At 67.6% G+C, this 13,593-nt stretch carries 14 protein-coding genes; 9 read left to right on the top strand and 5 right to left on the bottom strand.

Annotation, left to right across the window (positions count from 1 at the left end; translation table 11 throughout):
• Positions 1 to 73: 73 nt before the first annotated feature.
• The 3 genes from H7J89_RS18955 to H7J89_RS18945 form a co-directional block, all read right to left on the bottom strand.
• The gene (locus tag H7J89_RS18955) at positions 74 to 610 is read right to left on the bottom strand and encodes a DUF1003 domain-containing protein (protein WP_264045481.1); all 537 of its coding nucleotides are present in this window, start codon (positions 608 to 610) and stop codon (positions 74 to 76) included.
• Positions 607 to 1,914, bottom strand: a complete 1,308-nt coding sequence (locus H7J89_RS18950; RefSeq protein ID WP_264045479.1) for a magnesium transporter MgtE N-terminal domain-containing protein — start codon at positions 1,912 to 1,914, stop codon at positions 607 to 609. The genes H7J89_RS18955 and H7J89_RS18950 overlap by 4 nt, the downstream gene beginning before the upstream one ends.
• Before the next feature lie 69 nt (positions 1,915 to 1,983).
• Positions 1,984 to 2,604, bottom strand: a complete 621-nt coding sequence (locus H7J89_RS18945; protein WP_264045476.1) for a DUF4190 domain-containing protein — start codon at positions 2,602 to 2,604, stop codon at positions 1,984 to 1,986.
• Between the two features lie 160 nt (positions 2,605 to 2,764).
• Between H7J89_RS18945 and H7J89_RS18940 the strand changes: the two genes are divergently transcribed.
• From H7J89_RS18940 to H7J89_RS18915, 6 genes are read left to right on the top strand one after another with little or no spacing between them, the layout of a single operon-like run.
• Positions 2,765 to 3,292 carry a general stress protein gene (locus H7J89_RS18940; protein WP_264045474.1) on the top strand — a complete coding sequence of 176 codons (528 nt, stop codon included), beginning with the start codon at positions 2,765 to 2,767 and terminating at the stop codon, positions 3,290 to 3,292.
• Positions 3,293 to 3,347: 55 nt separating this feature from the next.
• Positions 3,348 to 4,730: an extracellular solute-binding protein gene (locus H7J89_RS18935; RefSeq protein ID WP_276042343.1), complete on the top strand. Its 1,383-nt coding sequence runs from the start codon at positions 3,348 to 3,350 to the stop codon at positions 4,728 to 4,730.
• A gap of 49 nt (positions 4,731 to 4,779) precedes the next feature.
• The gene (locus tag H7J89_RS18930) at positions 4,780 to 5,688 is read left to right on the top strand and encodes a carbohydrate ABC transporter permease (RefSeq protein WP_264045470.1); all 909 of its coding nucleotides are present in this window, start codon (positions 4,780 to 4,782) and stop codon (positions 5,686 to 5,688) included.
• A complete protein-coding gene (locus H7J89_RS18925) occupies positions 5,678 to 6,520 on the top strand; it encodes a carbohydrate ABC transporter permease (RefSeq protein WP_264045468.1) in 843 nt (280 codons plus the stop codon). Before H7J89_RS18930 ends, H7J89_RS18925 begins: the two co-directional genes overlap by 11 nt.
• 4 nt (positions 6,521 to 6,524) lie before the next feature.
• Positions 6,525 to 7,703, top strand: coding sequence for an ABC transporter ATP-binding protein (locus H7J89_RS18920; protein WP_264045466.1), 1,179 nt, complete (start codon positions 6,525 to 6,527; stop codon positions 7,701 to 7,703).
• Positions 7,700 to 8,293 (top strand): suppressor of fused domain protein, encoded by a 594-nt coding sequence (locus H7J89_RS18915; RefSeq protein WP_264045464.1) that lies wholly within the window; start codon positions 7,700 to 7,702, stop codon positions 8,291 to 8,293. Before H7J89_RS18920 ends, H7J89_RS18915 begins: the two co-directional genes overlap by 4 nt.
• Before the next feature lie 3 nt (positions 8,294 to 8,296).
• Here the strand turns inward: H7J89_RS18915 and corA are convergent, their stop codons facing one another.
• Entirely contained in the window at positions 8,297 to 9,400 is a 1,104-nt protein-coding gene (gene corA, locus H7J89_RS18910; RefSeq protein ID WP_264046093.1) for a magnesium/cobalt transporter CorA, read from the bottom strand.
• A 193-nt stretch (positions 9,401 to 9,593) separates the two neighbouring features.
• Between corA and H7J89_RS18905 the strand changes: the two genes are divergently transcribed.
• The 3 genes from H7J89_RS18905 to H7J89_RS18895 all read left to right on the top strand — a co-directional run bounded on the left by H7J89_RS18905 (position 9,594) and on the right by H7J89_RS18895 (position 12,723).
• A complete protein-coding gene (locus tag H7J89_RS18905) occupies positions 9,594 to 10,583 on the top strand; it encodes a malate dehydrogenase (RefSeq protein WP_264045462.1) in 990 nt (329 codons plus the stop codon).
• A 74-nt stretch (positions 10,584 to 10,657) separates the two neighbouring features.
• Positions 10,658 to 11,857 carry an NAD(P)-dependent malic enzyme gene (locus H7J89_RS18900; protein ID WP_264045460.1) on the top strand — a complete coding sequence of 400 codons (1,200 nt, stop codon included), beginning with the start codon at positions 10,658 to 10,660 and terminating at the stop codon, positions 11,855 to 11,857.
• Entirely contained in the window at positions 11,854 to 12,723 is an 870-nt protein-coding gene (locus H7J89_RS18895; RefSeq protein WP_264045458.1) for a glycine betaine ABC transporter substrate-binding protein, read from the top strand. The genes H7J89_RS18900 and H7J89_RS18895 overlap by 4 nt, the downstream gene beginning before the upstream one ends.
• A gap of 8 nt (positions 12,724 to 12,731) precedes the next feature.
• On the opposite strand, the gene H7J89_RS18890 is transcribed toward H7J89_RS18895, so the two are convergent.
• Positions 12,732 to 13,583, bottom strand: coding sequence for an SDR family NAD(P)-dependent oxidoreductase (locus tag H7J89_RS18890; RefSeq protein ID WP_264045456.1), 852 nt, complete (start codon positions 13,581 to 13,583; stop codon positions 12,732 to 12,734).
• Positions 13,584 to 13,593: the final 10 nt, after the last annotated feature.

Below are 13,593 nucleotides of genomic sequence, written 5' to 3'. Positions count from 1 at the left end.
CAGCCGTGAACTAGATCACCATACATAACTCTTGTGACCAGAGTGGCGCAATGGTCGGAACTGGTTTATGCCCCTATTTCTTTGCGTTGCGGTCGAAGCTGTCATCGCCCTGCACCGCCTCAGAGCCCCCGGATTCGGCGTCCAGATTCGCCAGCAGGGAGCGTAGATCCTCGAGCTCGTGACGCAGATATTCGCGGGTCACGACCTCACCGACCGCCAGTCGCACGGCGGCGAGTTCGCGGGCCAGAAACTCGGTGTCGGCCTTGGTCTGGGCGGCGCGATGGCGATCCTGTTCGAGCGCGACCCGGTCGCGGTTTTCCTGACGATTCTGGGCGAGCAGAATCAGCGGCGCCGCGTAGGCGGCCTGGGTGGAGAAAGCCAGATTGAGCAGGATGAAGGGGTAAGGGTCCCACCGCAGACCCACCGCGAACAGGTTCAGCGCAATCCACGCCACCACGAGGATGGTCTGCACCAGCAGGTAGCGGCCGGTGCCGAAGAAGCGCGCGATCGATTCGGTGATCTGGCCGACGGCCTCGGGGTCGAGGCGGGGCGAGTATCTGCGCGACGTCCGCGGGGTGTAGAGCCGGCGCGGGGTCGAGGACGTGCTCACGCGGATCCTCCCAGTTCATCGAGCCGGCCGGTGGCGTCGAGCGCCTGCACATCGACCCGCCAGTCGTGCGGCAACAAGTGATCGAGAAGATCGTCCACCGTCACCGCGCCCAATAGGTGGTTCTGGTCATCGAGGACCGGTCCGCACACCAGGTTGTAGGCGGCCAGGTAGCGGGTCACCGCTCCCAGCGGCGTTTCCGGCGTCAGGGTGAGCAGGTCGTTGTCGACTATCCCACCGACCAACTCCGCCGGCGGTTCGCGCAGCAGCCGCTGCAGCTGCACACAGCCCAGGTACCGACCCGTGGGTGTGGACGTGGGCGGGCGCACCACGAACACCATCGACGACAGGGCGGGGGTGAGGTCGGGGTCGCGGACCCGGGCCAGCGCCTCGGCAACCGACGTGTCGGGTGTCAGCACCACCGGATCGGATGTCATCAGGCCGCCCGCGGTGTCGGGCGAATGCGCCAGCAGCCGACGTACCGGGGCCGAATCGCCCGGGTCCATCCGGGTCAGGAGCATCTCGGCGTCGGTCGGATTCAGCACACCGAGCAGGTCGGCGGCATCGTCGGGATCCATCTCCTCGAGCACGTCGGCCGAGCGTTCGGTGCCCAGCTCGGACAGCACGTCGGCCTGGTCCACTTCGGGCAGTTCCTGCAGGACATCCGCCAGCCGGTCGTCGTCGAGCGCTTTGAGCACCTCGTAGCGCCGCTTGGGCGGCAGCGCGCGGATGGCGTCGGCCACATCGACCGCCTTCCAGCCCTCGAACTGGTTCAGCAGCTGCGCCACCCCCTGGCCCGGCAGCGCCAGCGCCGACGGGGTCAGGCCCTGCACGTTTTGCCAATCCACGACGTGCACCGGGCCGCGCCGGCCCAGCCGCCGCTGACTGCGGACGGCCACCCGGCTCACCATCCAGTCGCGGGTGCGGATCTGTTCGATGCCCAGGTCGGTGACGACGACGTCGAGGCCGGCCAGCTCAGGCAGGTCAGGGTCGTTGACCCTGACCTGGGTGTCGAGCACCTGGCCGATCGCCAGCACCTCGCCCGGACGCTGCTCGAAGTGGCGCAGGGACACGCTGCCGGTGTTGAGCGTGACCGCCTCCGGCTCGATCGCGGTGACCCGGAGCATCGGGATGAAGATGCTGCGCCGCGTCGCCAAATCGACGACCAACCCCAACACGCGGGGCTGCTGACGCACGATGCTGATGCTGATCACCACATCGCGGATCCGGCCGAAGGACTCGCCGAGTGGACCCAGCACCAACATCCGCGAGAGCCGGGCGATGTACACCCTGTTGACCGATGCCATGGGGAAAGCCTAGGCAGCGCCGGGCGGCAGGGCAGATGGCGGCGGTGTTGGCCCGCTTAGGCGGTGGTGCTAACGCGAGTGCATCGCGAAGATCGCGAAGATCAGTCCCACCACCAGGGTCGCGACGCCGATGACGATGCCGGCGACCGCGAGGCCGTAGCCGTCTTGCTGGGTGCGCTTGATCTGATTGAGCGCGACCACTCCCATCACGATGCCCGCGATCGAGCCGAGGCAGCAGCAGAACACGCCGGTGAACGACGAGATGAGCGACGCGATGGCGAGCTTGTTCGTGCCCGGCTTGAGTCCACTCGGCAACCCGTAGCCGCCCAGGTAGTCCGGGCCGGGGTAGTAGCCGCCCGGATAAGACGGCGGCCCGTAGCCGGCGGGCGGCCCGCCGAATTGCGGGGGCACCGGCTGGTACGGCGGCGGGCCGTAGCCCGGCGGCTGTTCGTACCCCGTCGGCTGCCCGTATCCGGGTGGCGGCGGCGGGTATTGGCCCCCATAGCCGGGGTGCTGCTCGGTGGGATACGCCGGCGGCGGATAGGCCGGGGGCGGATATTCCGGTGCTGGCGCCGATGCGGGCGGCTCCCACGGCGTCTCTGGCTGTTCCGGGGCCCCGCTGCCGGCGGGCGTCGGTTTGGCCTGGTCGTCGTGGGCGCGGTCGCCGAAGTCATCGCCGGGCGCTGTCATGCTGTTCAACCTAGCCGATGCTCAAGTTGGGGATTGGCGGCGAATCGCCGCGGACCTGCGGACCGCGGGGCCTTGTTTGCGCAGGTTGGGGTGCGGCCGCTGGATAGGCTATGAGGGCCCGAGATGTGACCTCGGCCAGGGCGGAGGAGAATGAGCACCAATGACTAGTCCTTTCCAGCCCGGTCAAGTTCCAGGCGCCACGCCCCCCGGTGCGGCGGCCGCTCGGCGCGGTGTGCCTTCGCTACCGACGCCGCCCAAGGGCTGGCCGGTCGGCTCTTATCCGACCTACGCCGAGGCGCAGCGTGCCGTCGACTACCTGTCCGAGCAGCAGTTCCCGGTGCAGCAGGTGATCATCGTCGGCGTCGACCTGATGCAGGTCGAACGAGTGACCGGCCGGCTTTCGTGGCCAAAGGTTCTCGGCGGCGGTGTGCTCAGCGGGGCCTGGCTGGGCCTGTTCATCGGGCTGGTGCTCGGATTCTTCAGCCCGAATCCGTGGGCTGCGCTGGCCACCGGCCTGGTCGCCGGTGTCTTCTTCGGTTTGATCACCTCCGCGGTCCCGTACGCGATGGCTCGTGGCACAAGGGATTTCAGCTCGACGATGCAGCTGGTGGCCGGCCGCTACGACGTGCTCTGCGATCCGCAGAACGCGGAGAAGGCACGGGATTTGTTGGCGCGCTTAGCGATTTGAGGCCGCGCGCGAGAGGTGTGAATCGGTGGTGAAACGTCCTGGGCGCCTGCGCCGGATGGGCGTCATCGCGCTGGCGACGGTGACCACCTCGGCGGCGCTCTCGGGCTGCGGGTCCGCCGGCAACGGGCTGGTGATCTCCTTCTTCACGCCGGCCACCGACTCGGCCACTTTCACGGCGGTGTCCCAGGAGTGCACCAGGCAATCGCAGGGACGGTTCACCATCCAGCACGTGAGCCTGCCGCGGGGTCCCGGGGAGCAGCGAGTGCAGCTGGCGCGGCGGCTGAGCGCCCACGACCGCGGGCTGGACGTGATGGCGCTGGACGTGGTGTGGACCGCGGAGTTCGCCGAAGCGGGCTGGGCCCTGCCGCTATCCGACGACCCCGGGGGGCGGGCCGACGCCGACGCCACCGCCGACACCCTGCCCGGCCCACTTGCGACGGCCCGCTGGAAGCACAGGCTGTATGCCGAGCCCGTCATAACGAACACGGAATTGCTTTGGTACCGGCCCGATTTGGTGAGCCAACCGCCGCTGGACTGGGACGCGATGGTGGCCGAGGCCGCCCGGTTGCACGCGGCGGGTCAGCCCGCCTGGATCGCCGTGCAGGCGAACGAGGGCGAGGGCCTGGTTGTGTGGTTCAACACGCTGCTGGTGAGCGGCGGAGGTCAGGTGCTCTCCGAGGACGGCCGTCAGGTCACGCTGACCGACACGCCCGCGCACCGGGCCGCGACCGTCAACGCGCTGCGCATCCTCAAGGCCGTGGGTACCGCCCCCGGGGCCGATCCGTCGATCAGCCGGACCGACGAGGGGACGGCGCGCCTGGCGGTCGAACAGGGCAAGGCCGCACTGGAAGTCAACTGGCCGTATGTGTTGGCCTCCATGCTGGAGAACGCGGTGAAGGGCGGTGTCCCCTTCCTGCCGCTGAACCGCGACCCGGCCCTGGCGGGAAGCATCAACGACGTCGGGACGTTCGTGCCCAGCGACGAGCAGTTCCGCGTCGCCTACGACGCCAGCCGGCGGGTCTTCGGATTCGCGCCGTATCCCGGTGTGGCGCCGGGCCGGCCGGCCAAGGTGACGCTCGGCGGGTTGAACCTCGCCGTGGCGAGCACCACCCGCCATCGTGCGGAGGCCTTCGAAGCCGTGCGCTGCCTGCGCAGCCTGCAAAGCCAGAAGTACGTTTCAATGGCGGGTGGCCTGCCCGCGGTCCGGACGTCGTTGTACTCCGACCCGCAATTCCAGACCAAATATCCGATGTACACGATCATTCGGCAACAGCTCACCGATGCCGCCGTGCGGCCGGCGACGCCGGTGTATCAGGCGCTGTCGCTGCGGCTGTCGGCGGCGCTGAGCCCGATCGCCGAAATCGACCCGGACCGAACGGCCGACGAACTCACCGCGCAGGCGCAAAAGGCCATCGACGGCAAGGGGCTGTTGCCGTGACCCGCGCCGGCGACGATGCAGAACAATGCGATGAGGAGGAGCGGCGCTGATGACTCCAATCGCCGCGTCGCGCCCCCGGGCCCGAAACCAGCTGCCGGAACGGCGACTCGCCTTTGTGCTCGTCGCGCCTGCGGCGATCCTGATGCTGGCGGTGACGGCCTACCCGATCGGCTACGCGGTGTGGCTGAGCCTGCAGCGCAACAACCTCGCCACCCCCAACGACACTGCGTTCGTCGGGTTGAGCAACTACCAGACGATCTTGACCGACCGCTATTGGTGGACCGCGCTGGCCGTAACGCTGGGAATAGCAGCGGTTTCGGTGTCGCTCGAGTTCGTGTTGGGGCTGGCGCTGGCACTGGTGATGCACCGCACGCTGGTCGGCAAGGGCCTGGTGCGCACCGCGGTGCTCATTCCGTACGGCATCGTCACCGTGGTCGCGTCGTACAGCTGGTACTACGCGTGGACGCCGGGAACCGGCTATCTGGCCAACCTTTTGCCGCAGGGCAGCGCCCCCCTGACCGCCCAGATCCCGTCGCTCGGCATCGTCGTCCTGGCCGAGGTTTGGAAGACGACCCCCTTCATGTCGCTGCTGCTGCTGGCCGGGCTGGCGCTGGTGCCCGAGGACTTGCTGAAGGCCGCCCAGGTCGACGGCGCCGGGCCGTGGCGGCGGCTGATGCGCATCACCCTGCCCATCATCAAGCCGGCGGTGGTAGTCGCGTTGCTCTTCCGGACGCTGGACGCCTTCCGCATCTTCGACAGCATCTACGTGCTGACCGACGGCGCCAACAACACCGACTCGGTGTCAATCCTGGGTTACGACAACCTCTTCAAAGGGTTCAACGTCGGATTGGGCTCGGCGATCAGCGTGCTGATCTTCCTCTGTGTGGGCATCATCGCGCTTGTCTACATCAAGGCGTTCGGCGCCGCGGCGCCCGGTGGTGACGTCGATGGCCGCTAGCACCGCGGGCCCCGGGCGGGCCTGGGCCGGCTGGGTCCTGCTAGACACCGTGGTGGTGGTGTACGCACTTGTTCCGGTGTTGTGGATCCTCAGCCTGTCGCTCAAGCCGACGTCAACGGTCAAGGACGGCAAGCTGATTCCGTCGTCGGTATCCTTCGAGAACTACCGCGGCATCTTCCGCGGTGACTTGTTCAGCTCGGCGCTGGTCAACTCGATCGGGATCGGGTTGATCACCACCGCGATCGCGGTGGGGCTCGGCGCGATGGCGGCCTACGCGATCGCCCGGCTGAACTTCCCGGGCAAGCGGATGCTGATCGGTGCCACCCTGCTGGTCACCATGTTCCCGGCGATCTCGCTGGTCACCCCGCTGTTCAACATCGAACGCTTCGTCGGCCTGTTCGATACCTGGCCCGGGCTGATCCTGCCCTACATCACGTTCGCTCTGCCGCTTGCCATCTACACGCTGTCGGCCTATTTCCGGGAGATTCCGTGGGATCTGGAGAAGGCGGCGAAAATGGACGGCGCCACACCCGCCCAGGCTTTCCGCAAGGTGATCGTCCCGCTGGCCGCGCCCGGGGTGGTCACCGCGGCGATTCTGGTGTTCATCTTCGCCTGGAACGACCTGCTGCTGGCGTTGTCGCTGACCGCCACCAAGGCGGCGATCACCGCCCCGGTGGCCATCGCGAACTTCGGTGGCAGTTCGCAATTCGAGGAACCCACCGGATCGATCGCGGCCGGTGCCGTCGTGATCACGGTCCCGATCATCCTCTTTGTTCTAATCTTCCAACGAAGAATCATCGCCGGGTTGACCTCCGGCGCTGTGAAGGGATAGCGCGATGGCCGAGATTGTGCTGGACCATGTCACCAAGAGCTACCCGGACGGCGCCACCCCGGTAAAAGACCTCAGCATCACCATCGCCGACGGCGAGTTCCTGATTCTGGTCGGCCCGTCGGGGTGCGGTAAGACGACAACGCTGAACATGATCGCCGGCCTTGAGGAAATCTCGTCGGGCGAGCTGCGGATCGGTGGTGAGCGCATGAACGAGAAGGCGCCCAAGGACCGGGACATCGCGATGGTGTTCCAGTCGTACGCGCTGTATCCGCACATGACCGTGCGGCAGAACATCGCGTTTCCGCTGACGCTCGCCAAGATGAAGAAGGCCGAGATCGCCCAGAAGGTAGAAGAGACCGCGAAAACCCTTGACCTGACTGAACTGCTCGACCGCAAGCCCTCCCAATTGTCGGGCGGGCAGCGACAGCGGGTCGCGATGGGCCGGGCGATCGTGCGCCACCCCAAAGCCTTTTTGATGGACGAGCCGCTGTCCAACCTGGACGCCAAGCTGCGCGTCCAGATGCGCGGCGAGATCGCACGGCTGCAGAAGCGGCTGGGCACCACGACTGTCTACGTCACCCACGACCAAACCGAGGCCATGACGCTCGGAGACCGGGTGGTGGTGCTGCGCGGCGGCGTCGCGCAGCAGATCGGCACCCCCGACGAGCTCTACGAGCATCCGGCCAACCTGTTCGTCGCGGGGTTCATCGGCTCGCCGGCCATGAACTTCTTCCCGGCGACGTTGACGCCCACCGGGCTGACGCTGCCGTTCGGGGAAGTGGTGGTGACTCCGGAAGTACGCCAGGCGATCGCGCAGCACCCCGCGCCGGAGAACGTCATCGTCGGGGTACGGCCCGAGCATCTGCACGACGCCACGTTGATCGATGGGTACCAGCGCATCCGGGCGCTCACCTTCGAGGTGAAGGTGGATTTGGTTGAGTCGCTGGGTGCCGACAAGTTCGTCTACTTTTCCACCGCGGGGTGGGCGGCGCACTCGGCCCAGCTCGACGAGCTGGCCGCCGCGGCCCACGCACACGAAAACCAGTTCGTGGCAAGGGTTCCCGCGGAGTCCAAAGCGGCAATGGGGCAGTCTCTCGAGCTGGCGTTCGACACCGCGAAGCTCGCCGTTTTCGACGCCGGCTCCGGGGTGAACCTGACCAACGCGGTGTCTGGGGAGCGGTGAGCCCGATCCTGGACCAGGTGCGGGCCCACCTGCGCCGCCACTTCGCCGGCGCCGAGCCCGATTCGGCGAGCGTGACCTTCCTGGGCACCGAACCCATCGAGGTACTGCGCTTCCGCGGGAGCGACGGGCTGGTGCATTACGTGTCGCTGGGCTGTTCGCGCTATCCGATGACCGACCCGACACAGATCGTCGATGACCGGACGCGGGGCCCGCGCGCCGAAGTCGTGCTGCGCCTGCGAAATCCGGGGCCGGTCAGCGGCATTGCCCGCAGTCTGGCGGTGCTGGCCGCGACACCGGCCGTCGAGGGCCTGGTGCTGGTCGCCGACGCGTTGGTCGATCTCGGCTCGCCGCTGTGGGCGCGACCCGGGGGGCGAGTGCCGTTCACCGCGGTGTTGTTGGGCCCCAGCGACATCGACGATCTGCCGCTGGAACCGCCCCGCGACCCGGTGCAATTCCTCGCGGCGACTCCCATCACCGCGACCGAAGCGGCCTGGGTGCGGTTGAAGGGCGCCGAAGCCATGCGACAGGCGTGGCAGAACGACGGCGTCGACGTGCTGAACCCGAATCGACCTGCCGCACAACCTAATTGATGGCTAGAGCCAGTTGAGTTTTCGGAAGCTGAAGTACAGAGTCAGGCAGGCGGTGACCATTATGCCGACCACCACCGGATAGCCCCAGTGCCACTTCAGCTCCGGCATGAACTCGAAATTCATGCCATAGATGCCCGCGAACATGGTCGGCACCGCGATGATGCCGGCCCAGGCCGATATCTTGCGCATATCGGAGTTCTGCTGCATGCCCACACGGGCCAATGCCGCCTGTATCAGCGAATTGAGCATGTCGTCGTAGCTGTTGATATGGTCCGCGGCCTCGGACTGGTGGTCGGCGACGTCGCGCAGGTAGCGCCGGACTTCTTTGGAGATCAGGTCCTTGTTTTCCACCTGCATTCGGTGGAACGCCCCGGACAATGGGTTGACGCACCGGCGCAGTTCGACGACCTCGCGTTTGAGGAGATAAATCGGTTCGACGTCGAGCTTGCGGCCCGGGGCGAACGCCACCTCCTCTATGCTGTCGATGTCGGACTCGACCAGACCGCTCACCTCGAGGTAATGGTCGACCACGTCGTCGGCGATGGCGTGCATCACCGCGTACGGTCCCAGGCGCATCTGCTCCGGGTCGGCTTCCATGCGCTTGCGCACCTCGGATAGCCCGCCGTGTTCACCATGGCGAACGGTGACCACGAAATCCTTGCCAACGAAGACCATGATCTCGCCGGTTTCGACGATCTGGCGGGCCTTCGTCACCGATTCGTGCGCGACGTAGGTAACGGTCTTCAAGACAAGGAACACCGTGTCGTCGTAGCGCTCAAGCTTGGGTCGCTGATGCGCGCAGACCGCGTCTTCGACGGCCAACGGGTGCAGGCCGAAAACGTCCGCGACGTCCTGCATCTCGTTTTGGTCGGGTTCGCGCAGGCCGACCCAGACAAACGCTTCGTGTCCGAGCATCTCGATCTGTCGCACTCTGTCCCGGGCCGCGGCGTAGCTGAATTTCCCGGGCAGCCGGTGGCCCTCGGCGTAGATGGCGCAGTCGACCAACGTCTCGTTGGGGGAGGGGGGTTGGGGATCGGAAAGCGGCGGACGCGGGTCGCGGGCGAGCGGCCGAAGCGCTTCGGGCAATGCGTCAAAACCCTGGAACACATCCATCTCCGATCGCTGCGCAGGTCTGACCGGGCGGTGCTTCATGCTACGCGCCCCGGCTTCGCAAAGCGCGCCGATCCGTGCGCGGCGGAATGGCCGGGCATCGGACCGGAGGTTGGCAGCCGAGAGGGGTGCGCTAGTTTCGTGCCGAGACCCGAATCTGCATGACTACCTCCACAAGGAGTATTTCGACGTGAGCGCAAGTCCTCTCAAGGTCGCCGTCACCGGCGCCGCCGGCCAGATCGGCTACAGCCTGTTGTTCCGCCTGGCGAGCGGCGCACTGCTGGGCCCCGACCGCCCGATCGAGCTGCGTCTGCTCGAGATCGAGCCGGCGCTCAAGGCGCTCGAGGGCGTCGTGATGGAGCTGGACGACTGCGCGTTCCCGCTGCTGTCCGGGGTGGAGATCGGCGCGGACGCGAACAAGATCTTCGACGGCGTGAATCTGGCGCTGTTGGTCGGCGCGCGGCCGCGTGGCCCGGGCATGGAGCGCAGCGACCTGCTGGAGGCCAACGGCGCGATCTTCACTGCGCAGGGCAAGGCGCTGAACTCCGTCGCCGCTGACGACGTTCGCATCGGTGTTACCGGCAACCCGGCCAACACCAACGCGTTGATCGCGCAGAGCAACGCCCCCGACATCCCCAAGGAGCGGTTCTCGGCGCTGACCCGCCTGGACCACAACCGGGCCATCTCGCAGCTGGCCAGGAAGACCGGCGCGAAGGTCACCGACATCAAGAAGATGACGATCTGGGGCAATCACTCCGCCACCCAGTACCCCGACATCTTCCACGCCGAGGTCGGCGGCAAGAACGCCGCCGAGGTGGTCAACGACCAGAAATGGATCGAGAACGACTTCATTCCGACCGTGGCCAAGCGCGGCGCGGCGATCATCGACGCGCGGGGTGCCTCCTCGGCCGCCTCGGCCGCGTCGGCGACCATCGACGCCGCCCGCTCGTGGCTGCTGGGCAGCCCGGACGGTGACTGGGTGTCGATGGCGGTCTACTCCGACGGCTCCTACGGCGTGCCGGAGGGAATCATGTCGTCGTTCCCGGTGACCACCAAGGACGGCAACTGGTCGATCGTGCAGGGGCTGGAGATCGACGACTTCTCCCGCAGCCGCATCGACAAGACCACCGCCGAGCTGGTCGACGAGCGCAACGCGGTGACCGAGCTGGGACTGATCTGACGCCACCCGGTCGTCGCGGAATGTCGTCCCGCGCAGATTAGGCCTACTAATCGGTAGTCAGTACCCTGGGGCGCGTGTCCGAGTTGATTGAATCGATACAGACGCGCGCCGAGCAGGGCGCGATCACCGACGCGGAGATCTTCGAGGCACACGTAGGCGGCAAGCTTTCCGTAGGCCTGACGGCCCCCCTGGACACCCAGCGGGCATTGTCGATCGCCTACACCCCGGGTGTGGCGCAGGTCAGCCGCGCGATAGCCGCCGATCGCAGACAGGCCGCCCGGTACACGTGGGCGAACCGGCTGGTCGCCGTCGTCAGCGATGGCAGCGCCGTGCTGGGCCTCGGCGACATCGGCCCCGCCGCGTCGCTGCCCGTGATGGAGGGCAAGTGCGCCCTGTTTCAGGCGTACGGCGGGCTGAACGCGATCCCCATCGTGCTGGACACCAAGGATCCCGACGAGATCGTCGAAACGCTGGTGCGACTGCGCCCGACGTTCGGTGCGGTCAACCTCGAGGACATCTCCGCGCCGCGCTGCTTCGAGATCGAACGGCGGGTCATCGAAGCGCTGGACTGCCCCGTGATGCACGACGACCAGCACGGGACGGCGATCGTCGCGTTGGCCGCACTGATGGGCGCCACCAAGTTGCTCGGCCGCGACATGACGTCGCTGCGGGTAGTGGTTTCAGGCGCCGGGGCAGCGGGTGTCGCGTGCACGAATCTTCTTCTGGCGATGGGTGTTTCCGACATCACCGTGCTGGACTCGCGCGGGATCCTGCACACCGGGCGCGACGACATGAACAGCGTGAAGAGTGTTCTGGCGCAGCGCACGAACCCTGACGGCCTGACGGGAAGCATGGCGGAAGCGCTGCGCGGCGCCGATCTGTTCCTCGGGGTGTCCGGTGGTGTGGTGCCCGAGGAGATGATCGCCACAATGGCGCCCGACGCGGTCGTCTTCGCGTTGTCCAATCCCGATCCGGAGATCCATCCGCAGGTGGCGGCCAAGTACGCCGCGGTGGTGGCCACCGGCCGCAGCGACTTCCCCAACCAGATCAACAACGTGCTGGCCTTCCCGGGCGTGTTCCGGGGGGCGCTGGATGTCGGGGCGCGCCGGATCACCGAAAAGATGATGGTTGCCGCGGCCGAGGCGATCTTCTCGGTCGTCAGCGACGACCTGGCGTTCGACCGGATCGTCCCGAGCCCGCTGGACCTGCGCGTCGGGGATGCGGTCGCCACGGCGGTGGCCCTGGCCGCGGACCCCGCAGACATCGCGGGGTGAGGACCGGCTGGCTGGCGGTGCCGCTGCTCGCCGCCCTACTCGTTGTGGCCGGCTGCGGAACCGACGCCGGCGACCATCGCGCCCGTCCGGAACTGGTGGTCGGCTCCGGGACGGATTCCGAGTCGACGCTGCTGGCCGGCGTCTACGTGGCCGCGCTGCGGTCCTACGGTTTTGCGGCGCGCGCCGAGACCGCCGACGATCCGATGGCGCGCCTCGACTCGGGCGCGTTCACCGTGGTCCCGGCCCTGACCGGCCGCAAGCTGGAGAGTTTGCAGCCCGGCGCGGTGGCGACGTCCGACGCGGATGTCTACCGCGCGATGGTGGCCGCGCTGCCCGAGGGAGTCGCCGCGGGCGACTATACGACCGCCGCGCAAGACAAGCCCGTGCTGCTGGTGACGGGGGCCACCGCCAAGGCGTGGGGCGGCAGCGATGTCAGCGCGGACCTGAGCACGCTGCCGAAGCACTGCGCCGGCCTGGTCGTGGGCACCGTCACCGGCCGTCGGGCCCCTTCGAACGTGGGCACCTGCCGGCTTCCCGCTCCGCGCGAATTCCCGGATGAGACAACGATGTTCGCCGCGGTTCGGGACGGGCAGCTGACCGCGGGGTGGACGACGACCGCCGACCCCGGCCTCCCTGCCGACCTGGTCACGCTCGCCGACGGCAAACCCGCGCTGATCCGGGCCGAGAACGTGGTGCCGTTGTATCGCCGCAACGCACTGAGCGATCGGCAGCTGCTGGCGATCAACGAGGTCGCCGGGGTGCTGGACACCGCGGCCCTGGTCGACATGCGCCGCCAGCTGGCCGGCGGAGCCGACCCGCAGGCGGTCGCCGGCGGGTGGTTGGCGGAACACCCGCTGGGGCGGTAAGGCGGGCGTCAGCGCTTGGGCATGAGCTGGTGTACCACCTGCTGCACGCGCCCCATGACCGGCCCGCCCAGCAGCCGCTCAGGCCTCGAACCGGTCAGCCGAACCACCAGGTCCATAGCCTTCACGTCCGGTCCGACCAGCACCCTGGCCTTGTTCTTCCGCACGGCGCCCAGGATGATCTGGGCCGCCCGTTGTGGTGTGGTCTTGGCCTGCTGTTCTTCGAACTTCTCGGCCAGGTCGTCCTGGTCGAGCCCGTCGGCGAAGATGGCGTTGCGGGCGAACCCGGTCTTGACCCCGCCCGGGTGCACCGTCGTGACCCGCACCGGGTGGCCGGCCCGCACCATTTCCTGTCGCAGCGCCTCGCTGAATCCACGTACCGCGAATTTCGCGGAGACGTACGCCGCCTGACCGGGAGCCGAAAACAGGCCGAGCGCGCTCGAGACGTTGATGACGTGGCCGTCGCCGGAGGCGATCAGGTGCGGGAGGAATGCCTTCGTGCCGTTCACGACGCCCCAATAGTCGACGTCCATCACCCGTTCGATGTCCTCGAACCGGCTGTCTTCGATGGATCCGACGAACGTGATGCCGGCGTTGTTGTAGACCTGGTTGACCTGACCGAACTGCTCGCCGACCGCGTTCGCGTAGGCCAGAAACGCCTCGCGCTCGGTTACGTCGAGCCGGTCCGCCTTGACTTCCGTTCCGATCGCCTTCAACTGCGCCTCGGTCTCGGCCAGGCCCTCGACGCCGACGTCGCTGATCGCGAGCCTGGCGCCCGCCCGTCCCAGTTCGAGGGCCAATGCCTGGCCGATCCCCGAACCCGCTCCCGTCACCACGGCGACCTTGCCGGCGAACCCATGCATGCGTACTCCC

This window comes from Mycobacterium paraffinicum (assembly GCF_025822865.1).
Taxonomy (GTDB): Bacteria; Actinomycetota; Actinomycetes; order Mycobacteriales; family Mycobacteriaceae; genus Mycobacterium; species Mycobacterium paraffinicum.
The sequence above is the reverse complement of the archived record's forward strand: the minus strand, read 5'-3'. Positions and strand labels throughout refer to the sequence as shown.

Bases quoted from the DNA above. Each gene is read 5' to 3' on its own strand.
- H7J89_RS18950 (WP_264045479.1), bottom strand. From the start codon at position 1,914: ATGGCATCGGTCAACAGGGTGTACATCGCCCGGCTCTCGCGGATGTTG.
- H7J89_RS18945 (WP_264045476.1), bottom strand. From the start codon at position 2,604: ATGACAGCGCCCGGCGATGACTTCGGCGACCGCGCCCACGACGACCAG.
- H7J89_RS18940 (WP_264045474.1), top strand. From the start codon at position 2,765: ATGACTAGTCCTTTCCAGCCCGGTCAAGTTCCAGGCGCCACGCCCCCC.
- H7J89_RS18935 (WP_276042343.1), top strand. From the start codon at position 3,348: ATGGGCGTCATCGCGCTGGCGACGGTGACCACCTCGGCGGCGCTCTCG.
- H7J89_RS18930 (WP_264045470.1), top strand. From the start codon at position 4,780: ATGACTCCAATCGCCGCGTCGCGCCCCCGGGCCCGAAACCAGCTGCCG.
- H7J89_RS18925 (WP_264045468.1), top strand. From the start codon at position 5,678: ATGGCCGCTAGCACCGCGGGCCCCGGGCGGGCCTGGGCCGGCTGGGTC.
- H7J89_RS18920 (WP_264045466.1), top strand. From the start codon at position 6,525: ATGGCCGAGATTGTGCTGGACCATGTCACCAAGAGCTACCCGGACGGC.
- H7J89_RS18890 (WP_264045456.1), bottom strand. From the start codon at position 13,583: ATGCATGGGTTCGCCGGCAAGGTCGCCGTGGTGACGGGAGCGGGTTCG.